Annotated in this window: 21 protein-coding genes; 9 read left to right on the forward strand and 12 right to left on the reverse strand. The window is 33.6% G+C overall.

Going from position 1 to position 25,054, the window contains the following annotated elements:
- Positions 1 to 457: 457 nt before the first annotated feature.
- Positions 458 to 2,557: a catalase gene (locus tag ASJ80_RS00060; RefSeq protein WP_069581934.1), complete on the reverse strand. Its 2,100-nt coding sequence runs from the start codon at positions 2,555 to 2,557 to the stop codon at positions 458 to 460.
- 327 nt (positions 2,558 to 2,884) lie between these two features.
- A complete protein-coding gene (locus tag ASJ80_RS00065; RefSeq protein WP_069581931.1) occupies positions 2,885 to 3,286 on the reverse strand; it encodes a hypothetical protein in 402 nt (133 codons plus the stop codon).
- A 416-nt stretch (positions 3,287 to 3,702) separates the two neighbouring features.
- Here ASJ80_RS00065 and ASJ80_RS00070 point away from each other — a divergent pair, with 416 nt between their 5' ends.
- Positions 3,703 to 4,335 (forward strand): CARDB domain-containing protein, encoded by a 633-nt coding sequence (locus ASJ80_RS00070; RefSeq protein ID WP_069581925.1) that lies wholly within the window; start codon positions 3,703 to 3,705, stop codon positions 4,333 to 4,335.
- Between the two features lie 180 nt (positions 4,336 to 4,515).
- On the opposite strand, the gene ASJ80_RS00075 is transcribed toward ASJ80_RS00070, so the two are convergent.
- On the reverse strand, positions 4,516 to 7,173 hold the full coding sequence (locus ASJ80_RS00075) for a DUF3656 domain-containing U32 family peptidase (protein ID WP_069581922.1): 2,658 nt from the start codon (positions 7,171 to 7,173) through the stop codon (positions 4,516 to 4,518).
- Between the two features lie 176 nt (positions 7,174 to 7,349).
- On the opposite strand from ASJ80_RS00075, the gene tmk reads away from it, so the two are divergent.
- Together tmk and ASJ80_RS00085 are read left to right on the forward strand one after the other, a co-directional pair.
- Positions 7,350 to 7,925, forward strand: coding sequence for a dTMP kinase (gene tmk / locus ASJ80_RS00080; protein WP_069581920.1), 576 nt, complete (start codon positions 7,350 to 7,352; stop codon positions 7,923 to 7,925).
- A 157-nt stretch (positions 7,926 to 8,082) separates the two neighbouring features.
- Positions 8,083 to 8,526, forward strand: a complete 444-nt coding sequence (locus ASJ80_RS00085) for a hypothetical protein (RefSeq protein WP_069581913.1) — start codon at positions 8,083 to 8,085, stop codon at positions 8,524 to 8,526.
- A gap of 165 nt (positions 8,527 to 8,691) precedes the next feature.
- Here the strand turns inward: ASJ80_RS00085 and ASJ80_RS00090 are convergent, their stop codons facing one another.
- The 5 genes from ASJ80_RS00090 to mcm form a co-directional block, all read right to left on the reverse strand.
- Positions 8,692 to 8,892, reverse strand: a complete 201-nt coding sequence (locus ASJ80_RS00090; protein WP_069581911.1) for a hypothetical protein — start codon at positions 8,890 to 8,892, stop codon at positions 8,692 to 8,694.
- An 8-nt stretch (positions 8,893 to 8,900) separates the two neighbouring features.
- Positions 8,901 to 9,857: a tyrosine--tRNA ligase gene (locus ASJ80_RS00095; RefSeq protein ID WP_176720165.1), complete on the reverse strand. Its 957-nt coding sequence runs from the start codon at positions 9,855 to 9,857 to the stop codon at positions 8,901 to 8,903.
- Between the two features lie 271 nt (positions 9,858 to 10,128).
- A complete protein-coding gene (locus ASJ80_RS00100; protein WP_083240827.1) occupies positions 10,129 to 11,190 on the reverse strand; it encodes a 60S ribosomal export protein NMD3 in 1,062 nt (353 codons plus the stop codon).
- Between the two features lie 64 nt (positions 11,191 to 11,254).
- Positions 11,255 to 11,662, reverse strand: coding sequence for a translation initiation factor IF-2 subunit beta (locus ASJ80_RS00105; protein WP_048081009.1), 408 nt, complete (start codon positions 11,660 to 11,662; stop codon positions 11,255 to 11,257).
- Between the two features lie 237 nt (positions 11,663 to 11,899).
- Positions 11,900 to 13,903 carry a minichromosome maintenance protein MCM gene (mcm, locus tag ASJ80_RS00110; protein ID WP_069581907.1) on the reverse strand — a complete coding sequence of 668 codons (2,004 nt, stop codon included), beginning with the start codon at positions 13,901 to 13,903 and terminating at the stop codon, positions 11,900 to 11,902.
- 122 nt (positions 13,904 to 14,025) lie between these two features.
- Between mcm and ASJ80_RS00115 the strand changes: the two genes are divergently transcribed.
- Positions 14,026 to 14,463 carry a hypothetical protein gene (locus tag ASJ80_RS00115; protein ID WP_069581904.1) on the forward strand — a complete coding sequence of 146 codons (438 nt, stop codon included), beginning with the start codon at positions 14,026 to 14,028 and terminating at the stop codon, positions 14,461 to 14,463.
- A 101-nt stretch (positions 14,464 to 14,564) separates the two neighbouring features.
- Here ASJ80_RS00115 and ASJ80_RS16570 read toward each other — a convergent pair whose 3' ends face one another.
- From ASJ80_RS16570 to ASJ80_RS00125, 3 genes are all read right to left on the reverse strand, one after another.
- The gene (locus ASJ80_RS16570; RefSeq protein WP_141705138.1) at positions 14,565 to 14,798 is read right to left on the reverse strand and encodes a hypothetical protein; all 234 of its coding nucleotides are present in this window, start codon (positions 14,796 to 14,798) and stop codon (positions 14,565 to 14,567) included.
- Between the two features lie 412 nt (positions 14,799 to 15,210).
- The gene (locus ASJ80_RS00120) at positions 15,211 to 15,816 is read right to left on the reverse strand and encodes an RlmE family RNA methyltransferase (protein ID WP_069581900.1); all 606 of its coding nucleotides are present in this window, start codon (positions 15,814 to 15,816) and stop codon (positions 15,211 to 15,213) included.
- Between the two features lie 51 nt (positions 15,817 to 15,867).
- Complete coding sequence (locus tag ASJ80_RS00125; RefSeq protein ID WP_069581898.1) at positions 15,868 to 16,392, reverse strand: metallophosphoesterase; 525 nt, start codon at positions 16,390 to 16,392, stop codon at positions 15,868 to 15,870.
- 359 nt (positions 16,393 to 16,751) lie between these two features.
- Here ASJ80_RS00125 and topA point away from each other — a divergent pair, with 359 nt between their 5' ends.
- Entirely contained in the window at positions 16,752 to 18,887 is a 2,136-nt protein-coding gene (topA, locus tag ASJ80_RS00130) for a DNA topoisomerase I (protein WP_069581895.1), read from the forward strand.
- 247 nt (positions 18,888 to 19,134) lie between these two features.
- Positions 19,135 to 21,507: an STT3 domain-containing protein gene (locus ASJ80_RS00135; protein ID WP_069581893.1), complete on the forward strand. Its 2,373-nt coding sequence runs from the start codon at positions 19,135 to 19,137 to the stop codon at positions 21,505 to 21,507.
- Between the two features lie 80 nt (positions 21,508 to 21,587).
- Here the strand turns inward: ASJ80_RS00135 and ASJ80_RS00140 are convergent, their stop codons facing one another.
- Positions 21,588 to 21,968, reverse strand: coding sequence for a CBS domain-containing protein (locus ASJ80_RS00140; RefSeq protein ID WP_069581891.1), 381 nt, complete (start codon positions 21,966 to 21,968; stop codon positions 21,588 to 21,590).
- Positions 21,969 to 22,343: 375 nt separating this feature from the next.
- Between ASJ80_RS00140 and ASJ80_RS00145 the strand changes: the two genes are divergently transcribed.
- The 3 genes from ASJ80_RS00145 to ASJ80_RS00155 are packed head-to-tail and all read left to right on the forward strand — an operon-like array spanning position 22,344 to position 24,804.
- Positions 22,344 to 23,441 carry an OBG GTPase family GTP-binding protein gene (locus ASJ80_RS00145; protein WP_069581889.1) on the forward strand — a complete coding sequence of 366 codons (1,098 nt, stop codon included), beginning with the start codon at positions 22,344 to 22,346 and terminating at the stop codon, positions 23,439 to 23,441.
- A gap of 34 nt (positions 23,442 to 23,475) precedes the next feature.
- Positions 23,476 to 24,255 carry a sulfide-dependent adenosine diphosphate thiazole synthase gene (locus tag ASJ80_RS00150; protein ID WP_069581884.1) on the forward strand — a complete coding sequence of 260 codons (780 nt, stop codon included), beginning with the start codon at positions 23,476 to 23,478 and terminating at the stop codon, positions 24,253 to 24,255.
- Positions 24,256 to 24,804: an adenylate kinase family protein gene (locus tag ASJ80_RS00155; RefSeq protein WP_245837411.1), complete on the forward strand. Its 549-nt coding sequence runs from the start codon at positions 24,256 to 24,258 to the stop codon at positions 24,802 to 24,804.
- The last annotated feature ends 250 nt before the right edge of the window (positions 24,805 to 25,054 follow it).

A 25,054-nucleotide genomic window follows, 5' to 3' on the forward strand; every position in this document is an offset into this window, starting at 1 on the left:
TTTCAACCTTTTTGAGCAGTTCAATTTTAATACTTTTCTTGTGATATGTCTCAAGTCACGTTTAAAATAATGGTGTTATAAATCTTTTTAATATACGCTCATGTCTATGATCCTGTGCGTGAGTTATACTTTATGCTAAATTGTGGTTTTAATTGATTATATGGGATTTATCTTAAAAAAAATACAATTTACTTAACCAATAATCCCATGAAAATGAAGTGATATTATTTACACAACATTCTGGGCATGAGCGTTAATTCTAATTAGTTTCTCCACCTTGAAAATTCATGTTAGGCTGTGTTTAAAAACGTCTGTTTTTTTGGGATATTGGGCTGCACCATAATCCTATTTTTTACTCCCCTAAAATATGAAATCTATAAAATTTAACGACTGACTTCAATAAAAAAAACTTGCTCTTAAATTAAAAAAAAATGAATTTAATTTAGGCAGGTATATCTTATTTTGTTTCACGGTTCCAGTGACGGTGCATGGCAATTGCATCAATAAAACTTTTAGCAAAATTTTTTATCTGAGTATTGTCAATGGTAGTAACTACGCCTTTATCAGAAGTTATTTCTCCTTTTGAAATTGAAAACCCTGTTATATCTGATTTTGTAAGTAAATCCACACCTTCACTGACAGCTGCAATGGCTTTACAGTGTTTGAATGCCTCATTTACAAAATGAATTACATCGCCGCGTTTTTTCAGTGTGTCTACGCTTTCTTTACCTCCAGGTACGTAGACTGCATCGAACTGAGTAGATGCTGTAGAAATGTAATTCCTGTCAACTTCAATTTCCTGCCCGTTATCTGCTTTGATCATTCCGAGGTACATGGATATGATTTCTGAATTTGCCCCCGCGTCCTTAAGGGCGTCCTTTACATTCACCAATTCATCATAATTGAAACCGTTTTCTGCAAGTATGGCTACTTTTCTGGTTTTTACAGTGTTTTTTACTGTATTTTCCATACTGAATGATGGGAAGTTGTCTGCATTGCTGGAATCTGCACCGTCTGATGGCGGTGAAACACCAACTCCTTTTGCAATTGCTACAGCAAGTCCTTTATCTACATTTGCAAATTGATCCACCATTTTCTGCCGGACTTCTTTTGACTCCACTTTTCCAACCTCAAAGTGGAAAGCACTGATAATATGCTGCTTTTCAGGCTCAGACATGCTGTTATAAAATGATCTAGCTTGACTGTAGAAGTCCTTGAATTTATCGCTTCTATCTCTTATTTTTTTACCTTCCACTTTCTCCATGTAATGGACATAGCCTCCATCTTCTTTAGGAACAGGTTTAGGACAGTTATCTCCCAATGTATTGGGGAAATAACTGGTTTTACCAGTATTAATTGTATGGCGGTGATATCCATCGCGCTGATTATTGTGTACTGGTGCTAATGGTCTATTTATGGGTATTTCGTGGAAATTGGGACCGCCCAACCTGATAAGTTGCGTATCAATGTATGAAAAGAGCCTGCCCTGTAGAAGGGGGTCATTACTGAAATCTATTCCCGGGACTACGTTTCCTGGGCAAAATGCCACCTGTTCCACTTCCGCGAAGAAATTGTCTGGTTTTCTATTTAAAACAAGTTTACCAATCTTTTTAGGAGGTATTAGTTCTTCAGGCCAGTGTTTAGTGGGGTCAAGAATGTCAAAATCAAAGTTGTGTTCGTCCTCTTCTTCAATCATCTGAACATAAAGCTCGTATTCTGGATAATCGCCGTTATCTATGGCATCATAGAGGTCGCGCCTGTGATAATCTGGATCTTCTCCTCCAAGTTTCATGGACTCGTCCCAGACTAATGAATGCACTCCAAGTAGTGGTTTCCATATAAATTTGATAAATCTGCCTTTTCCTTCGCTGTTCACGAATCTGAATGTGTTGACGCTGAAGCCTTCCATCATCCTGTAGCTTCGTGGTATTGCCCTGTCAGACAGTGCCCACATGATCATATGGGTTGTCTCAGGTGCACTTACCACAAAGTCATAAAATGTGTCATGGGCAGTGGATGCCTGTGGTATTTCATTGTCTGGTTCAGGTTTAACTGAATGGATTAAGTCAGGGAATTTAATGGCATCCTGTATGAAAAATATGGGTATATTATTGCCTACAATGTCATAATTACCATCTTCTGTATAAAATTTAGTTGCAAAGCCTCTAACATCTCTCGCAGTGTCTGCTGATCCTCTAAATCCAGCTACAGTTGAAAATCTCACAAATACTGGTGTTTTCTTTCCAGGTTCTTGGAGGAATTTGGCCATTGTATATTCAGACATTGACTCATAACATTCAAAATAACCATGTGCACCGGCACCCCTGGCATGTACTATCCTTTCAGGGATCCTTTCATGGTCAAAATGGGTTATTTTTTCCCTGAAGTGAAAATCTTCCATCAGTGTTGGTCCTCTTTTCCCTGCTTTTAATGAATCATCAGTGTGGTTTACCTTCACGCCCTGGTCTGTAGTAAGTCCTTTTCCTTCAGGATACTCTCTAAATTCTTCTAAATCTTCAATTTTGCTTTTTTTATCAATTTTTTCATCTTTATTCATTATATCCCTCGTTACAAAGGTTAAAATAAATTGTTAGAACTGAAATTTTTTTTTAATTATTATTTATTTATGTAATAATTAATATAAAAAATTTAATACTAGTTGGGTGCAACTAAAAATTTAAAAATAAAATTTAGGGGGATAACTTTAAAATTAAATTGGTGATGTGGCAGTAAACAAGATTTAAATTTATTAATCAAAGATTTTAGCAAATTTTGTAAGTTAACATCTTTTTTAATTAAAATTAAGTTTTAAATTAATTGAAATAGATATTTTAAGCCACAGGATCATTTACTATACTGGATTAATAATCAAAATAAAGAATACTTAAAATATATGGCTTATAGAAACAGTTCCAAATGATTCATTAGTGCTCTGACTTTCAATAACTTTATTTCCTTGAAATATTTGTACCCGTAAAGGCAATGTGCTGTTATCCGTTTTTCTAAAAGTAACTGATACTGTACCTGGATTTGGGCCTAAATTATAATTATTGCTGGAAGTTCCCTGCACCGTTCTATTTCCAGTATTGTCTGAAATAGTACCATTCCATGATCCTTGATAAGCTACAGTTACAATCACATTTGGGGTAAAAGAGCTGTTGTTTGTACTTGGAGATTGATTGGTATTATTTCCTGTAGAATTATTTTGTGTATTAACACAGCCAGATGCAAAAATCACCAGAAGAAAAATAAGTATTATAGATAAATATTTGCTGATTCTGCTCAACTAATCACTCCCTGCATAATCAGTATGTTTAAAAAATTATTAATATTTTTCTGTAAGTTATGAAATCTGGAGTTTAATTATTCCCCACTTACTCAATAAAATTTATTCCAGGTATAAACTGGTGACTTCCTATTATTTGGAGTTAGTAGGGGTTGTTGTAGATTCTAATATTACAAACTACCAAAATGAAGATAATTCACTTGATTAAATATGTTATATAAACTCCCAAATGAGTTATTTGACAAAAACTTGATAGAAAAAGTACTTACATTATAAATCTCTAAATAACTAAGCCAAATTAAGAAGAATTGTAAGATTGCCGCTATGTGTCATGCATCAACCACCACTAACGCCAATGGAATAATAAAGCTTTAAATATCACCTATTAAATATAACAAACTTAAGGGGATATTAAAATGAAACAAAAAATTATAATACTGGCAATTGCGCTGATAACAGCATTTCTTTTAATGGGATCTGCATCAGCAGCGACATTCACACTACTTGGTAGTGATTCAGAAGTAAGTTATTCTAATAGTGCTAATACATTTAATGTTTATCTTAACGCTTACTGTGGGTATGTTTCAACATATGGCTATAAACAAATATCTTCAATAAGAATCACAGATATTTACGGCTTAAAGGCAACGTTAACACGGAACGTAGATTTTACAAGTACTAAAAATAGTTATGGTTACACTACTTCTGTTGATATTAATCAGGATGAACTTGGTTTGTCTCCATTAAAAAGAATAGAAGTGAATTTCATTAAACAATCGGATTTAAGGATAGCTGCAACTAAAAAAAGTGGTAATTATTATTATATCACAGTGAAAAATTATGGTGATGCGACGGCCCGAAGCAGTTACCTGGGTACTTCTATATACTCCCATAAAACTATGAAAACTTATATTCCTTCTCTAAAACCAGGTCAATATAAAACAGTCAAAATATACGTCAAATCTTATTACTCCAAAACATTTAAAGCAGACTGCACCAATTTAGTCAATGAAATATATGAATATAACAACGTTAAATATAGAACCTAAAACTTTAATCTCTTCTTTTTTATCATTTTTAACATAGTCTATATTATGTATTACAATCTATTTATTGGCAATATTCTACTTATATTCAATTTTTGTATTCTTGTGTTTAATTAAAAGATTGATATATGGGTTTTAGCCGGAAAAAACTTAGATCAAGCTTATTTTGTACAGGTGTAAAGTTTATGAATGTACTCCCCTGAGGAAGTTTCCAGTTGTTATTCCACCTAAAGAGATCTTTTTAACTTTATTTTTTAAAGCATTAAGTTCACGTTTTGATTTTTGGTCCTTCTTAGCCCCGATCTCAATGGCTTTTTTATAAATATGGCTCATATCATGGGCATATTTTTGGGTTCTGCCTCTTGCATCGATTATAACTGTATCAATGCCAATTTTAGAAATTTGAGGCATATAGTCTACCAAACACAACTCCACTGAGTTTAAAATATGGGTCCTGCATTCGTTATCTAATCTTATTGGGAATAAATGGTTTTTAGTATCTTCAATTCCCATAAATGATTTTTCAGCATTTTTATTTTTAAGAACTTTATCTCCTGCAATATGGGGAATGCAGTCTTTAGAAACTATAGATTCCAGATTTCCCTGTACTAAAAGTTCTAAATTTGAATCAATTCCTCTAGTTTGAATATTGAAAGCAAGCATTTTAATCTCATCTTTTGAAAGCTCGGGAGATACAGTAAAATTACTAAAAATGTTTTGCAGTTCTTCAACTGATTTATAATTCCATATATTAAGTCCTGCAGATGCAAAAAGATTAATCTGAGAATTGAGATTTAACATAACTTCTGCAGCTCCAATAGAATCGGTCATGACTCCATTAATCCCTGCATTAAAAGCTTTAGCTAAAAAAGAATTTAAAGAGGTTAAATAACGGCTTGAAGTAATTTTAGGCAATTTTAAGATTAATTCGGTATTTGTATTTTTACAGATCGACACAGCTTCATTGATTAAATTTAAGGTTGATGCGGTATTTAAATTAGAGTTGCAGTTCAATACTGCATTTCCTGTAAATGGGTCAAAATAAATTCTATCGCATTTCCCACTGGCGGCACCTTTTAGGATATCTAGATCGTCGGCATATACAGCTAAACTAATTGATTTTTTATCTAATTTAATATTATTTGCTTTTGTGTCCAGTTGAGGGAGCAACTTGTTCAATTTATCATGTGCTTCTTTCATTTTATTTTTACTTGGAAAGGATGCGGAAATTAATTTTTCTTCTATTTTTTCAAATAGTTCCCTGCGGAGCTTGTTTAATTCACTGACTGGTGCAAAAAAGCCCCCGGGATAATGTATATTCATATTTTTTATATCAAAGGGGGTGCCTCCAGTTTTTCTAAACTGCTTTTCAATTATTTCTTCAGTTACGGGTTTTTTAACGGCAGCTTCCATTTTAAAATCAGGAACTAATTTCAGATCAATTAAAGCATTATCTGGACCATTAAATTTACTCTGGAGCGATATAGAGCCATTATTTTCTATAAATATATCTAAATTGATTTTTATCTGATGTTTATCATCACTAATTATTTTTTGAGCTTTATCCAGCAGTGATTTCCTGCGTGTTATATAAACTAAAGTTCCAGGTTTTAACGGACGTTGAACAGTGAACGTAGCTTTATTTTTATAAATAGCTGGAGATTCATGTATTACCATACCATAATCGTTTTTATTTTGATCTTTATTTATAAAAACGATGCCGTCTCCTTTTTCAGGGATAATTTGATTTTTAATTTCAATTACAACTTCTTTATCTTTCTTCTTGTAATCAGTGACAGGCCCGATGTAAACTCCTCTGTTTCCCGGACGGTCCCGGCTCATTACTGAGCTTTCGTCTTTTTCTAAAAGGTACCCTCCTGTAAAATCACGGTTAAATGCTAATTTAAGGTCATCAATATCTCTTTTTCTAGGCTTCCATCTTCCTTTTTTAATAGAATCCAGTGCTTTTCTATAGGTGCTCACAACAACTGCCACATATTCTGGAGACCTCATTCTGCCCTCAATTTTGAGTGAACTTACAGATGATTTTGATATTTTATCAAGATATTCGTAAATAGCTAAATCACGTGTCGATAATAAATATTTCTCTTTAGTTTTCACTTCAAAAATCTTTGATTTTTGATGTTCGATAATGCTTTGCATTATCTCAACTTTAGTTGTATTAATGGGCCTGCCGTATTCATCTTTTTTGCCTAGAATTAGATCATATGGTTTCCTGCACGGCTGTGCGCACATACCCCTGTTTCCACTGCGCCCGCCGATAAATGAAGATAAAAGGCACTGTCCTGAATAGGAGTAACATAGAGCTCCATGTGCAAATATTTCAAGTTCTATTTCTCTGGGTTCAATATTTTTGTTGATTTCATCTATTTCTGCCAGTTTCATTTCCCTTGCAAGCACCACTCGTTTGAATCCAAATTCTGCTGCCCATTTAACTCCTTCAGTGTTGTGAATTGTCATTTGCGTGGATGCATGGAGGTTAAGATCTGGAACAAGCTCTTTTGCAATATGTGCAACGCCAATATCTTGAACTAAAATTGCATCTACTCCACTTTCATATAAAAATAATAAGTATTTAGCTAAATCTGGAAGTTCATGGTCTTTAATGAGAGTATTAACTGTTACATAAACTTTTACGCCCCTTAAATGGGCGTAATGAACAGCTTCTTTTAAATCTGTGTTATCAAAATTAGCTGCATAATGCCGTGCCCCAAACTGTTTCCCTGCAAGGTATACGGCATCTGCCCCTGCATTTACAGCTGCTTTCAGCGATTCCATAGATCCTGCAGGTGCCAGTAGTTCTGGTATTTTTATTTTCATTGTATTTCTCCGGGTAAACGTAAATAACTGGACTATTAATCAGAAATAATTTCAAAAATAAATTTTAGTAGTACAGTAGTTTATCTAGTTTTAGATAATTATACTTTTAATGCCAAATGTGTAAACAGATCCTTGAGCTCAAACTATATTTAGGATTATGGAAATAATTAACCAGTATGTATATATGTTTAGAAGGCATTGACGGGTCGGGAAAATCAACACAGATTCTTCTTCTTGAAGAATGGCTTAATAAATGTGGATTTGAAGTTATGAGAGTTTTTGAACCCACTGATTCTGATATTGGGAGATTAATAAGGAAAATGCTCAGGGATCCTGACGCAACTGGAGAAAATTTCCAGAAAACCCTGGCCCTCTTATTTGCTGCCGACCGCATGGTACTTATGGATGAAATCGAGGCTGCAGAACAATCAGGCAAAATTGTAATAAGTGACAGGTGTTTTTATTCGAGTATTGTTTATCAAAATGACCCTTCATGGCTTTATGAATTAAATAAATTCGTCAAAATACCGGACATGGTAATATTGCTTGATCTGGATGTTGAAACTGCCCTTAAACGGTGTGATGGTAAAGATAGTTTTGAGAATAAGGCTTTTCTTGAGAAAATCAGGGAAAGGTATCTTGAACTTGCTCGGAAGAATGATTTCTTTGTTATAAATGCAAATAATGGGATCAACAAAATCTGTGAGGACATAAAGAAGGTAATTTCTCCTAAAATTGGTAGATGCATCTAGTTAAACATAATAGTGTGGTATATTAATTATAAATCTATTCTACTGGAATTGTAATATGCACAAAAATTAAGTATTATTTAAATCATAAATATCATTTGTACAAAAATCAAGCTCTAATGAAATTCTGAGTTTATTTACTATTTACGGAGAAACAAGCATGGTAAATGAAGATGAACTTACAGATATGATAGTTAATATGGATTTAGAGAAGGTTCAAGGCCCTAAAGATATCTGGGAAAAGAAGATTGATCTTGATGACGGCAGATCTTTAGTTGTGGGCTATGAGGAGGAGTCTAAAGTCTGTCAGGGCTTAACTAAAGATTTAACCAGTGGAATGGATGAGGAAAAATGTGCTATTACTTACAGCTGGTACTGGGAAGTTAGAGACTCTGAAACTTGGGGTATTATTTATGAAAATCATGATACTGATTTAAGTTTTTGTTCTGAAGATTTACAAAGAGCCTGGAGTGATGAGAGCACCTTTGAAGATATTGGTGATGTTCCAGGAACTGAACTCTGCACATGGAGCGATCAAAACGGTATAGATGACATCGTAGAGGATATAATTGATGATATTCGAGATGTTGTAAAAATTCAATAAAAATAAGCGTGTATCTTGATAATTCAAGATTCTAAATTTAAACTAATAAGTTTAAAGGATAATTATTTTTTATCCATTAATTTTTTTATTTGCTGGTTTAAACTCATTTATAAGTGTGTAAGTAGTCCGAATTATTAAATTTTAACTAATAAGTTTAAAGGATAATTATTTTTTATCCTCTAATTCTTTTATTCTCTGGTTTAAACCCCTGATGATAATGTCCTGTGCACCTTCAAGGTCCTGTTTTTCACCGACAATTACAGGTCCTTGTTCAGTCTGTTTAAATTCTAATTTGTCGTATTTTTCCATAACTTCTTCCACCAATTTTGATGGGGTTCCTGGAGGTATTCTCATTTCATATTCCATAAAATCACCTATTCAAAATAGTTCCTTACAGGTTCTAAAATTTCAATTAATTCCTTTGTTACTGTATTTTTGAGGTCAAGAGGGTGTAATTTTCCATCTTTATATGACTCTAAAAGCTCATTGTAACTTAATTCAAGATTTCCTCCAAATTTAGGAGGTCTTTCAATTAACATGGTGTCTTTATGGTCATATATGAAGTGTTTTGCTATTTCAATTATTGGATTTCCTTCCACTTCTCCTGCTGGGCAGAAACTGTTTTTAATCTTCTTTTTTATAGTTTCGGGAGAATCATCGATAGCTATGAAATTTTCTTTACTTGAAGACATTTTTTCCGAGCCGTCAGTTCCATGGAGAAGTGGTGTGTGGATTATAACTGGTACAGAAGATCCTACTTTCGGTAGGTTTTCCCTTGCAAGCATATGTATTTTTCTCTGTTCCATTCCACCAAGTGCAACATCAACATCTAAAAATAGCATGTCTATAACCTGCATAAGAGGATATATTACTTCTGCAACGCGGTGATCAGTTTCATGTCTTGTTATCTGTGCCATACTTCGTTTTGCACGTGCAAGGGTAGTTGAAAGTGCAAGCTGGTACATTTTACAGGTGTATTCTTCTGATGTTTGGAAACTGGAACCCAAAATGAATTCAGTTTCTTCACTTAACCCAAAGGCAAGGAAACATTTCCTCATGTAATCTGCAATTTCCTTAATTTCTTCAAGGCTTCCCTTTTCATTTAAATATGCATGAAGGTCTGCAAGAAGAATTTTAATTTTGAACCCTGCTTTCTGCAGGTCTATCATCTTTTTAACGGTGATAGCATGTCCAAGATGGACTTTTCCCGAGGGTTCATAACCGATATAAGCTACAGGAGAATCTTTTTGAAGTTTTTCTTTAAGTTCATCGTGGGATATTATTTCCAGTGTTCCTCTTTCTATCATGTCTATTGTATTATCTATGTCCATTATATCACCGTAAATTATCTAAAAATGAATTTTATCATTATGATTGAAAATCAGATAATTTATTAATATTTAAATTATCACTTTGCACATTTAAATATTTTTATAGTGAATGACCAAATATTTGACCAATTATTTAATAAAATAATTTTTTATGTGTTTTAATCCTCTAAAAAATATTTTCAATATTTTTTGGGGTTTCGGAAAATTAGAAATTTTCCTCAAATTAAAGATGTAAATTTAATTAATTACCTAAATTTATAAGTTTAAAAAGTTACTCATTCACTATAAAATTCCCTAAAATATAAACATTCCCTTCTATTTCAATCACCGGTACCTGAGACCCAATTTCAACATCAGCAATTTCAGGATTTATATCTATATCTAACGGTTCATATGAAACTGGGTGAAGTATCTGAATTGAATTTGGGGATTTTGCAGTTACAGTTGTTTCCTTAATGTCTTCTTTCTTTGCAGCTGTTTCTATTTTATCGTAATCACGCCACTGGATTGAGGTATGGCTTTGCGAAACTAAATCATGGACTGAAATTCGTTTACCTTCTATGCTTGTAACCTGACCTAAAACGTTTCCATATTTGATAAAGTCATTAACTCTAAAATAAGGTATTCTAAAAGAAATCCATGTCCTGTAGAGATCTTTTCCAGCGGATTTGTCACGGCCCATTAGTCGAGGTGATTCTTTAATAACTCCACCAAAGTGATCCTTCAAGATATTCGATAATCTTTTGGCAACCTTTTGAGAACCAATGTAGTAATCTACTCCTTCTTTAAGCACGACGCGCTCTGCTATATATGCCATTTTGTTCTTTTTTGAAATTTTAGTGATGCTGTCTGCAATGAGCTTGTCAATGGAGTTTATCTCTTCTTCGTCGGGATTTCTGTTATCTACCCTTAGCTGAATTACGGCCTCATAGTATCCTGACATGTATTTACTGCATTCTGGGCAGACATTTCTATTGATTTTAACATTTAACTTATAGTCTTGCTCGATTATTTCCCCTAAAACAGATCCTTTGATATGTACAATAAATTCAAGGGTAGATCCTCGTTCTAAAATCAGTTCAAGATCAATTTCAACGTCTTGAGCATATTTGTTTAAGGTTATATGGTCATTTAATGTGTTTAGTATAACTTCTTCGTCTGATATTTCTAAATCATGCCATTTTCCTTTCTCAAGGCGGGATTCGCAGTGGGCACATATTGTTATTTCTATCTGATCAGGAATCTCAGCTAAAACAACATCTTCTAAAAAACAGGACCTGCAGAGGTTATCAAAAAGTTTCTCTTCAGTTTTTCCACAATTTGGACAGAACATAAAAATCATTGGTTAATTTAATTAAATTTATTTAAAAATAATATGTATAAATGGAAAAACCCATTTATAATGTCTTAAGTGGAGCTTTAGCACCACATGCTTCGCATTTAAGTAAAAATACACGGTCTTCTCGGACTATTTTGGTATCTGGCCGGTTACACTCGTGGCACATGATGAACCTTTTTACATAGTCGTCTATTCTCTCATTTATGAGGTAATGTGTAAATTTACCCTGCATTATAGCTCTGCTTCCTTCTAAATTCCCTGCAGTTCCTAATTCTCTAAGTAAAAATTTGAGAACATGCTGGGGGTCCCTGTTTAATGCTTCTGTAATATCTTTAAAATTCTGTATAATTGTTCTGTTTCCCTGAATTACGGAATATGCTTTAGGGACGCTAAATCTTTTTGTTTCAAAAACCTTTTGGGGCAACTGGTCTATAGCTCTATCTAATAATTTATCGTAATCGCTCATATTATCAACCCTCCAATAAAGTTGAATTGGTTTAGTTATAATCTTAAAAATAACATTTTAAATTATAATGAACATAGTTATACTTTTCATGACTTAAAAAAGTAATGATCATGGCTATGAAATTATAAATTTCTTTGGACTGGAAAAATAGTCAAAATTTTGAAAAATAAAAAAAATTGAGTGTGGATAAATCACACGGCTTTAAACATAATTACTGACTGAATCTAAATATCTATGTTAAATTGCTTTATAATGATTTCTACCTGACTCTATTATCATTCCTTGTTGATGCAGTTTATTTACTATTTGCTCAGCTTTATCTTCACCTATATTATGTTTAGCAGACGCTTCTTCTATAATTATGTCTCTTGGAACTTTACCATCATATTCTTCTCCAAGTTCTTTAATTATATTCATAATCAATTTAATTTTATCACGTTCGGATTTAGGTGTACGTCCTTCTACTTTGTCGATGTCAACTTTACCAGTATCTGGATCAAGACCAACTTGTCTCATACAGTCTTGTTGCAGTTTAATAGCCCTTTTTGCGTCGTCAGAGGTAACTTCTTTTCCTAAGCGTATTTTACAATTTGCCTCAGATAATCGGACTAATGCTTCCAGCTGACGAGCTGTAATTGGAACTGGAGAATCTTCATCTTCTGCACTACCTCTCATTCCAACATAAAACTCTTTAAGTACTTCAATAGCCCCATCAGTAAGTTCTGGGCTGCTTTGTTTTCTTGCATACGCAATATATTTCCTTAAGAGTTCTGGATCAATCTCAAAAGGAATTTCTGCGGTTTGATGTATGTTCAAAATGTGGCCTGCCAGTTTCCTATCTCTTTCAGCGTCAGGTTTATCTTCCACAACAAATATAAGGTCAAACCTTGAAAGTATTGGGGCTGGAAGGTTTATCTGTTCTGCAACAGATTTATAACGGTCAAATCTTCCAAATTTTGGGTTCGCTGCTGCGAGCATGGCACATCTTGAGTTCAATGTTGCCATTATACCTGCTTTTGCAATACTTATTGTCTGCTGTTCTAATGCTTCGTGTATAGCAGACCTGTCTTCGGACCTCATTTTATCCAGTTCGTCTACGCAAGCATTACCTCTATCTGCTAAGACCAATGCACCTGCTTCAAGTGACCATCCTCCGAGATCGTCCTTAACAGCAGCCGCAGTAAGCCCTACACCACTTGTACCTTTACCACTTGTATATATTCCCCTTGGTGCCAGTTTTGATACATATTTAAGTATTTGAGATTTACCAATACCGGGATCACCGACAATAAGTATGTGAATATCTCCCCTGATCCTGGTTTTATCTTCAAGCTCCTTTACACAGCCTCCAAATAATTGGAGAGCTATAGCTTCTTTTACTTCTCTATAACCCTGTATAGAAGGTGCTGTTGAATTGATAATCTTATTATAAACGTCAGGATTGGCTGCAAGTTCTTTTATTTTCTCTTCGTCTTCTTCACTTATTTTAAGTTCTTCAAATTCCTGTTCAAGTGCATCAATGTAGTTACAGTAAATATAATTTTTAAAAAGTTTTGTCTGTTCGTCTCGAACAGTTTTCAGGGTTCCAGTAATTCTTATAATGTCTCCAGGAGTGATGGTGTCTACAAGATCATCTTCCAGAACTACATTAATCTGTCTGGGCTGTTCTCCCCCAGATAAGTTTTCAAGAGGTTCTTGAAGCTTTGTGGTTTGTGTATCAATAAATTCAGATTCATCTTGCATTAATCTAAATGATCTGCCACCGCACTCTTGACATAGTGCAGGTTCGCTTATCATGTTGCTTTTTTGAGGAACTTCATGAAGCCTCATGCAGCTTCGACATTCAAACATTGCATTTACAATTCGCGGACGAATTTCGTTGGCTTTCCTAATAATTCCGTCAACTGCAACGAATTTACCAATATACTTACTTTTTAGGTCCCTTAAAGGAATTACATTACTTAAATTTTCAAACCTCACCTGTAAATCCGCATTTTTCCTGGCTGTATCTATGTTTTTTATTGCCTTTTGTGCTGCCTGTATAACCTCTTCCGGTTTTTCGATCAGCAAATCCGCCAAGTCCGGGTCAAACATCTCGAGCTGTAAATAGTTCACTACTACAGATCTTTCGTCAGGATACTTGGCGAGCGCTTCAGAAACAATCTCTTTGCATTCAGGTGTGCTGAAAAACTCTTCAAATTTTGCTACTGATGTTTTTGATTTTTCGGTTATGGTGTCCATTGTTAAAGTATATCTATGTATAATATAATATCCTTTACTATACAAATGATAAAAATTAATTAATTAATGAAGTTTATTTTCAATCAATTTATAAAACCTAAAACGGTTAATCTGGTGATATAATGAAAAGATCAAGGTTAAACTTATTCAAATTTACATCAATGACAATATCAGTTCTAGGAATAATATTGCTAGTCCTTTTCATAGGTGTTGTTGCGTATATAGTCGTTGCTGATGTATCATCTAAAGTTTCCTCTAATGTAGGTAGTGGTTCTGCTTATGATACTTTGGCGTCGTTAAAATCTGAGTATTCTACGTTGAACAATTCATTTAATACAGTTAAGTCTCAAGCGGGTAAATCTTCAAGTAGTAAAATTAGAAATGATACTATTGATGCTGAACTTCAGCTTGTAAAAGCACAGACTGCAATAACGGATGTGGAAAGTGCATTATCTACAAATCAACCTCAGGATGTAGTTAACACTAGACTTAATGCAGCAATTGCTCAAATGCAGAAAACTCAAAAAAGTGTAAGTACTGTAACTGGTGAAGTTTCTTAACTACTAAAAATAAATATTTTTTAAATAGGTGAACAGCTGGAGCGGGTCTGGCTTGTTTACGTTTATTTTAGTTTAAGCACAAAAAAGGAATAAAAGAAGACTTAGTAAAAAGTCATTTCTAACGTGTCATGGAATCGCTGATTAATTTTGCACTGCAGAGCATGACGTGCTTCTCGTTCACGCAATGCCAAACTTATGGCTCTATGGGCCATATCTTCCAGCTCATCTCGGGGTAATTCTTTGATACGTTCTATTAACGTGTCTCTTGGTAGTTCTTCACTTTCTAACAAGAAATAAAATGAGTTTTTAAAAAGTTCTTCATCTATGTGCTTCATACATTATTATATTATTTTTATTCATTAATATAATTTATGCACTGCTTTTAGATAATACTTATTTCAAATAGAAATATTACTGTTATCCATTTATGATAATAATTTAATTCAATAAAGTAATAATAATAAAAAGGTTAAAATATAATTCCAAGTAGAAAACGAGTACACTCTTTGATCTTTAAAGAAGAATAAAGATATGTTTAGGGCAATGATCATGATCTTTGGGTATAATTTCAATATTTTATTTGAATTATCCTTAAATTCTTGAAATTTAGTTATTTAATCGAATAAATTACATTTTAATATATTTTTTATCAGTTAGTAATGTAACGATAAACATATTATTGTTTGAATGTATTTTCTCATTAGATCATATGTCCCTTTACTGTAAAAATTAATTCTTATCTAAAAACTAATATTTTTTCAAGGCTATTAAATACATTTCAACACTTTTCTTCCTTGAAGACGGAGGTTTCGTTGTTTTAACTATTTTAAATTTCTTTTTGACCTCCTTAAGAAGTGATTGAAAGCCTTCTCCCTGAAAAACTTTTATAATCATACTTCCATCAATTTTAAGGACTTCATCTGCAATTTTTAAGGCATTTTCCACGATGTCAATAGATTTGAGTTGATCAATATCCTTTATTCCAGTTAGTTTAGGTGCAGCATCAGATAAAATCACATCTGCATTCCATTCAAGCGCATCTTTTATTTTTTCTACAGTTTCACTTTTTGTGAAATCTCCTGTAATCTGGATAAAATTTTCATGCTCAAAGGGCCTAATTCTTTGAAGATCCACAGCAACAACTTTTCCGTTATCTCCAACTATATCTAGCGCTACTTGAGACCAGCCTCCAGGTGCAGCACCTAAATCTACCACGTAATCTCGAGGTTTAATAATCCTGAATTTTTTATTGAGCTGTATTAATTTGTATGATGCTCTGGATCGGTATTTTTCCTTTTTTGCCATTTTATAGTAATGTTCACATTTACTTTCAATTTTCCATTTTTCACTCATTTTAAACTCCTTTAATATTATTTTATATTGTTAGATCTAATAAAACTGATTTTATTCTGGTTTCTGGAAATTAAGGGCCTTACATACAGGTTTTCCAATTTTAATTATTTCTACATCAACTTTTTTATTTTCAATTTTTAGAAGCATAACTGATGGGTCTGATAACCTCGGAACAGTAGGACTGCCTGGATTTAAAAGAAGCACATCTTCTAATTCAGTTATAAATGACCAGTGAGTATGGCCTGTAATAAGAATTTCAACTCCAAGTTCCATTGCAATATATTTTAACTGTTGGGTATCTCCTCTTGGATAGACTTGACCATGGTTGAGCCCAATTTTTATGCCTTCAACCTCAAAAACAACACTTTTTGGAAGTTTAATACCGCAAGCCCGGTCCATATTCCCTTGAGAACATTTAGTTGGAGCTATTTTTTCAAGTTCTTCCATTACATCGTAAGATACCATATCTCCTGCATGCAGGATCATATCCACATCTTTAAATATATCAAAAACTTTTTCAGGTATCTTTGAAGCTCTCTCTGGAATGTGAGTATCGGATATAACGCCAATTAACATTTTAATCTCCTTTGTATCTAATAATATCAATATGTAGTAGAAAAAGATTGTGAGTACACTGCTTGAAACTCAGGGGTTAATTATTTCATGAATTTAAATATAATTTACTTGATGTATATCATTTAAATCTTGAATAAGAAGTATTTAACTATTTTACATGACTTGAAATATAAAAATTTCATAATTGAATAAATTGTATATGTCTTTAAATATACGAAGGTTACTATATTAATAGATCATAGACTTAAATAAGATGATTATTACATATATTTATCTTAGTATTAATAATAATTAAATCAATATGATATAATAATACATATAATATAAAATGTTATTTGAGTACTATTTTGAGTGATATCATGCATGAAGTCATAATTTGTGAAAAGCCAAAATCATCTGAGAAAATAGCTAATGCGCTTTCTAGAAATACAATTAAAAATAGCTATAAGAAGGTTCCGTACTATGAATTTGAAGAAAATGGGAAAAAAACAACCGTATTATCTGCGGTAGGACATTTATACTCTCTTTCACCTACAAATTCAAGACAGGACAAAATTTTTGATATAGATTGGGTTCCACTTTATGATAAAGATAAACAGAAAAAATATGTTAAAAATTATGTGGATGCCATAAAAAAGCTTGCAAAAGGCGCTGATAAATTTGTTCATGCTTGCGATTACGATATAGAAGGAACTGTAATCGGATATAATGCATTGAAGTATGCATGTGGTGAAGACAGCATAGATAAAGCTACAAGGATGAAATTTTCAACCCTTACCAAAGAAGACATAGTTAAAGCTTATGAAAACCCAATCCCTATCGATTTTCATCAGGTTGATAGTGGTATTGCAAGGCACGTACTTGATTTTTTATTTGGGGTTAATATATCCAAATATCTCACTGATTCTGTAAGGGAAGCTACATCCAGGTATGTTCAGCTTTCTGCAGGTAGAGTCCAAACTCCAACACTTTCTATACTGGTTGCACGTGAAAAAGAGATTAAAAACTTCAAACCAATTCCTTACTGGCTTATAAAAGCTGCTCTTGAAGATGATATAATTGCTGATCATAAAGCAGGGAAAATATTTGAAAGGAAAGAAGCAGACGGCATCTTAGCTGACTGTGGGAATGCAGATGCACTTGTAACAGATGTTACTTTAAGGGAAAACAAAAGAACACCTCCAGTTCCTTTCGATCTGGGAAGTCTCCAGTCAGAAGCTTATGGTGTATTCGGATTCAGCCCTAAAAGGACCCAGCAAATTGCTCAAAACCTTTATACCGAAGGTTACACTTCTTATCCTCGTACTTCTTCACAGAAACTCCCAAAAAGTATAGGATACGACAAGATACTTAAACAATTGAGTAAAAATGCAGAGTTCAAAAAGCATGTAGATGCACTCAAAAAACCTTTAAAACCAAATGAAGGTAAAAAAACAGATGAAGCACACCCTGCTATTCACCCAACAGGTACGTTACCTACTGGGCTGGATACAAATGAGCAGAAGCTCTATGAACTTATAGTTTACCGGTTTATATCAGTATTTGGAGAAGATGCACTTCAAGAATCCATGAAAACGAAATTAAATATTAATTCGCAGGAATTTTCATTCAGCAGGAAAAGAATGGCAAAAATGGGATGGCTTGAACATTATCCCTTCAGGAAAATTGAAGATGAAAAATTCCCTGACATTAAGAAAGGGGATACATTAAAGGTTAATGAAATTTTATGTGAAGAAAAGGAAACAAAACCACCTGCAAGATACAATCAAGCTTCTTTAATACGTGAACTCGAGAAAAGAGGCCTAGGTACTAAATCAACCAGGGCAAATATAATATCTATTCTCTATGATAGAAAATACATTGAAGGTCAGAAGATACAGGTTAATGAACTTGGTGAACACCTTATAGATACATTGAAAGAGTATTCTGAAGATATAACAAGTGAGGAGCTTACAAGAAAGTTCGAAACAGAACTTGAAGAGATAATGGCCGATAAAATTACCAAAGACAGAGTTATAGACGAAGCCAAAGTCGAACTTTCATCTATTCTCGACGATATTGATAAAAATAAATCTAAGATTGGTGAGAAACTGTATGAGGCTTACCAGGAAAGCAGAATTGTAGGTCAATGTAAATGCGGCGGTAACCTTGTTATGAAATATTCTTACAGGACCAAAGGTACATTTGTAGGGTGTTCTGCTTATCCAAAATGTAAGGTAACTTACCCTATACCTAGAGGTACTAATGTACTTAAAACCAAATGTGAAAAATGCGGGCTTCCAATGATATCATTTGGAAAACCGCGCCAAAGAGCATGTTTGGACCCAAAATGCGGTAGAAATGGTAAAGAATCAACAAATGAAGTTGTCGGTGTTTGTCCACAGTGTGGTGAACAGCTGATTAAGCGAATGGGTCGTTATGGTGAATTTATAGGCTGCAGTGGGTTCCCAAAATGCAGATTTACAAAATCTGTAGAAGAACAGGAAGCTAAATAATTAAATTATTTAGTTTATTTTCCATTTTTTACATTGATTTTTTCAAATAGATTTTATAGATCTTTATTTTATTATAAACTATTTTTAATAACCTTTTTTGTTATATTTTATTCTTTTAATCCTTTGATGCCTTTATAAATAGGAATAAGTTTTAGAAAGTACAAAAGCCGTAGTATCTATACCTTTTTAAACACCTCTAACTAAACTGAGTATAATAAAATTCACTCATAGTAATTAGAGGATTCATATGAATATAAAAGAAACTTTATTCAAGCTTAAACCATTACTAATTATACTTCTATTATTTTCAATTGTATTTCTACTTAGAATGGAAACAGTATCTATATCTGGAGTACCTCATGATTATAAATCATATTTTGAAGATCAAAACGGTTTTCCATACTTCAGTGAAATGGATTCTTACTACAACTACCGATTGACTCAGGATTATCTTAACCATGGCTATCTTGGAGATACAATAATAAACGGCACTTCATGGGATTTACATTCTTATTATCCGTCAGGTAGATCCGCAGAGTACCCCCCGCTTATTATTTATATCACTGCGTTTGCATATAAGCTGGTAAATTCCTTTTCAAATGTGCCCTTAAATGGAATTGCCGTATGGTTGGCTCCGTTTGTAGCTTCACTGGCTGTTATTCCTGCGTATTTATTTGTGAAGAGGCTTACCAATGATTATGGAGGGATAACTGCAGGAATTTTAGCTGGTCTAGCGCCATGGTATTTCTCCCACACATTTGCAGGATTTTTTGACACTGACATGTTTGCCGTACTATTCCCGATTCTGATTGTCGGATTTTTTATTGTAGGCGCGTTTACAAAGAATATCAGGACCAGATCGATTTATATAATGTTATCTGCTATTTCAGTACTTGTTTACTCAATGGCATGGCAAGAATGGTGGTATATGTTTTACCTTGTGATAAGTACTGGAATTATATATCTTTTAATTTCAAATTATGTTCTCAAAATGGAGACAGTTAAACCATCTAAAGGGTATCCTAATAAGTTCAAATGGTTTCTGGATCAGCCAGTACTCTTTTCACTTGTAGTATTTGCGGTTACCGGATTTCTTTTAGTAGGTATCATCATGGGATTCTCGGAGTTTACAGGTATTATTTCCAGTATTTCTCAAGCTACTCAATTACAGAGTTCAGTTCAAGGAACATCGTATCCCAATGTATATTTATCAGTTAGAGAAATGTTAACTCCGGGATTCTGGAATGTTGTAGATGGGGTAGGTGGAATATTACCATTTATGCTGGGCATTATGCTTATTCCTTTCCTTTTATTGAAACTAAGTCAGAATACTCATACAAAAGAATTAAAAGCACCAAAAAGGAAGAGTAAACCTAGAAGAAAGTCTAAAAAGAGAGCAAAAGTTGCTGAAGAAAAAAGGAATACTGTAGAGGATCCTCATATAACAGAAGATAAAAAAAATTACCTTTTATACGTAATTTTATTTACAATATGGCTTTTGGGATTAGGTTACCTCCTAACCAAAGGTCAAAGATTTATTGAAAACTTTTCAGTCCCAGTAGTATTAGGTGCAGGAATTTTAATAGGTTTACTTGTACCTTACTTCAAAAAATACATAAAAGATGCCAGATACTCTGCACTGGCCATTTTATTTGTAATTGCAGTGGTGGCATATTCACCTGCAGCAACAGCATATACATTTTCAAATCAAATAGTTCCAAGTGCAGATGATTCAATGTATGAATTATTGACATGGATTAAAGATAACACGCCCCCAAATACGGTTTTAACTTCATGGTGGGATTTTGGCCATTTTTTCACTGCAGTAGGGGACAGGCCTGTCACATTTGACGGCGGGTCTCAAAATACACCTCGTGCCTACTGGGTTGGAAGGTCTCTGTTAACAAGCAACGAAAACCTATCTGCCGGAATACTTAGGATGCTGACTTCAAGCGGTGAGGAGGGTATTTCAACCCTTGAAAATTATACGCATGATACTGGTAAAAGTGTTGAAATATTGAACAAAATTTTACCAGTTGATAGGCAGGCAGCCCAAACTATACTCACAAAAGGTTACAATTTAACTCCTGTTCAGGCTCAAGATGTGTTACAGTATACACATCCTATCAATCCTGCTCCATACAAACTTATATTAAGTGCAGATATGATTATTAAGGCAGGTGTGTGGTCAGAATTTGGAAATTGGAATTTCCAAAATGGAACTGGACAGGGTTATGGTTATTCTGCACAGCAGGCATCTGTCAGTTCATTAGATGGTACTGTAGCGATTCATGCGCAAAATGGTATTGTTGCGCAGATAAATGGAACTCAGATAACTGCGGGATTGGCCTACACTCAGAATAATCAAACTCAAATAATGGCACCTCATAAGCTGATTGTAATTAAAAATAATCAAATAGTAATGAATCAAATTGTTTCTAATCAGAGCCAAATAAGTATACTTTTAGCGATGGACAATAACAGTTGCCTGGCTGTGGCTATGAACAGGGAACTTGAAAGTTCCATGTTTACACGGTTGTACTTTGAAAATGGCGCAGGTTTAAGTAGATTCAAATTTGCACATTCTGTAGGGGGATATGTAGTTTGGAACGTGAATTAGATCATGTGGATCTAATTCCTTTTATTAATTTATATTAGGAAATTTGAACTTTTATAGATAGTTATTGGTTAAATTAGGATTTACATGATTTTTCGTATTCTATTTACAAGAATATCAGTTGCGCTAACAATACCTACGATTTGACCAGCTTCTTCTACTGGTAATCTCCAGATACCATGGTCTACCATTTCTTTGGCAGCATGCTCTATTGTATCATCGGTATGAATTGTTACGAGGTGTGTTTCCATTGCATCTTGAACTTTAATATCCTTTAAATTGCGGTCATTACCAATTTCTTCCAAAACATCCCATGTTGTAATTATTCCCACTACTTCACCATCATGTTCTACTATAAGGCTTCCACCTTCGCCTTCCTCTGTAGATTTTTTTAAAGCAATTTCTAGATTTTCATCTTCATCTATGGTCTCTACTCCCTCTATCATAATTTCTTTAACATCCATCATATCACCTAATTAACTCATATAAAAATATTTTACCCAAACTGACACTTGATATTAAGTTTCAACTAATTATTATTACTTTCTATGGTGATAATATGATCTGGAACTGAAAACATTTTTAAGTATGAAAGAGCTAATAGTAACTATATTTAATTAAATGATGTTTAAGGAACTGTAATTTTAAATGAAATGATTAAAAACATTTTTAAGAATGAAAACGCTAACAGTAATTATTAATAGTAATTCTATTTAATAGTTAACGTTTAATGAACTGTCATTTTATGAAATGTGTCATATTTGCAGTATTATATGTAAATAAGTATTTTATGTATTTATAATGATTTTTATAACTTGAACTAATTTTATGTGAGAATTATGGCTCTTGAAGATAGAATTAAACAGATTGAGGATGAAATTAAGAAAACGCCGTATAATAAGGCGACTTCACATCATATAGGTAAGCTTAAAGCTAAATTATCTCAGCTTAAGGAGGAATCTATAAAGAGAAGCAGTAAAGGAACCAAAGGGTCAGGTTTCCATGTGAAAAAAAGTGGAGACGCGACAGTGGTACTGGTAGGATTCCCATCGGTTGGAAAATCAACCATTTTAAACGATATTACAAATGCTGAATCTAAAATTGGAGCATATGAATTTACAACATTAGAAATAGTTCCAGGCGTTATGGAGTATGAAGGCGCTAAAATTCAGATATTTGATATTCCTGGAATAATAACAGGTGCTTCTAAAGGAAAAGGGCGTGGAAGGGAAATTCTTTCAGTTGCAAGAAACGCTGATCTGATACTTATAATACTCGATGTTTTTAACCCCCAGCATATAGCTGTTATATCCGATGAACTTAGAAATATAGGGATAAGGCCTAATGAAACCCGATCGGATGTCACTGTAAAACCAAAGAAAATGGGAGGGCTGACAGTTTCTTCTACTGTTAAACTTACACACATAGATGAAAAAACCATAAGATCGGTGCTGAATGAGTATGGAATTCACAGTGCGGATGTCCTTATAAGGGATGATGTAACTGTAGACCAGTTTATCGATAGTATGGATGTAAGCTGCCGTTATATCCCAATGTTAGAAGTTGTAAATAAGATAGATTTAATTGATGAAGATTATTTTAATGAAGTTAAGTCGCAGATGCCGGATGCAATATTTATATCTGCAAACAAGCAAATTAATGTTGAAGAACTTAAAAGAGAAATTTTTAATAAGTTAGCTCTTATCCGTATTTATTTAAAACCTCAAGGCAGAAAAGCAGATTATGAAGAACCACTTATTGTGAGGAAAGGTTCTACAGTGAAAGACGTGGCAGGTAAACTTCACCGTGAATTTGTCAGGAATTTCAGGCATGCAAAAGTCTGGGGATCATCAGTAAAATTTGAAGGTCAAAAAGTTGGACTGGATCATGTGATGAATGATGGTGATGTTTTAAGGATAATTGTTAAAAAGAAATAAAGCTCAAATAATTAGATAACAGTGGTGAAAAAAAATGGAATTAGATGACGTAAAAATATCCCGGGCGATAATTGAAAGTTTCATGGAAGATTTCATAGATTACACAGATATTGACGTTGCAATAGTTGGTGGAGGCCCATCAGGACTTGTAGCTGGATATTACCTTGCAAAAGCAGACTTTAAAGTTGCATTATTTGAGAGAAAACTAAGCATCGGCGGCGGAATGTGGGGCGGCGGTATGATGTTCAATAAGATAGTTGTCCAGGAAGAAAGTAAAAGAATTCTGGATGAATTTGGCATCGGCTCCCAAAAATATGATGATGATTATTATGTTGCTGATTCAGTGGAATGTGTGTCAACATTGTGTTCTAAAGCAACACAAGCAGGTCTTAAAATCTTTAATTTAATAAGCATTGAAGATGTAATGATGAAAGAAAGTAAAGACGTTGCGGGTCTTGTCTTGAACTGGAGTGCAGTTGAAATGGGAAGATTACACGTTGATCCGCTTACCATAAGAACTAAAGCAGTAATCGATGCAACTGGACACGACTGTGAAGTTGTAAAAGTTGTAGAGAAAAAAGTAGGACCAAAACTCAACACTGAAACAGGTACCATCATGGGTGAAAAACCAATGTGGGCAGAAGTTGGAGAAAAAGCTCTTATGGATAACACCAAAGAGGCATATCCGGGTTTGTATGTCACAGGAATGGCAGCAAATGCCGTCTACGGATCTCCAAGAATGGGCCCAATATTTGGTGGAATGCTCCTTTCAGGAGAAAGAATAGCTGAAATATTAATTGAAAAATTAAAATAAATGAAAAAAATGATAATCCTTATTACAGGAACGCCTGGTGTTGGAAAAACTACTGTGTCATCGATACTTGTAGAAAAAATAGATGCATGCATTGTTAACATCAATGAACTCGTTGATGAAAAACATCTTTATACTGGAATTGATGAAGAGAGGGGATACAAAATAGTAGACCTGGATGCTCTATTTAATGAGATGGCCAAGATAATTAAGAATATAGATGATCATGACAAGCATGTGATTGTTGAAGGGCATCTTTCACATCTTTTTGAAAACTCCGATATTGTAATTGTCTTAAGGGCGAATCCTGATGTTTTGCGTGACCGTATGAAGATTAAAGGATGGAAAGAAGCTAAAATACGTGAAAATATTGAAGCTGAAGCTATCGATATATGTTCCTACGAAGCATTCGAAATTCACGGCGATAAAGTCCATGAAATAGATACAAGTGATATTCGTCCTGACCAGGTCGCAGATTTGATAATCGATGTTATAAGTGGCGATAAAAGTTTTCCTGTAGGAAATGTGGATTTTCTGGAATATTTAAAATAATTTCAATTTGATGGGTGTATCAAATAGTTAATTTCAATCCTATGATTTTAATCAATCATTTTTGATATTCCATATTTTGATTCACCTTTTTGCAAATTTCATTTAGGTTTGAAAGTTTTGTAGTAGAGGGAAAAGCTTTTTAAATAGAATACCAGATAAATTATAATATTATTCTTAAGTAGATTATATGTTGTATTAGGATTACGGATAATGCAGATTCAATTGTAAATCACTATGTTAATTATTGATT

The organism is Methanobacterium bryantii, assembly GCF_002287175.1.
Classification (GTDB): Archaea; Methanobacteriota; Methanobacteria; order Methanobacteriales; family Methanobacteriaceae; genus Methanobacterium_D; species Methanobacterium_D bryantii.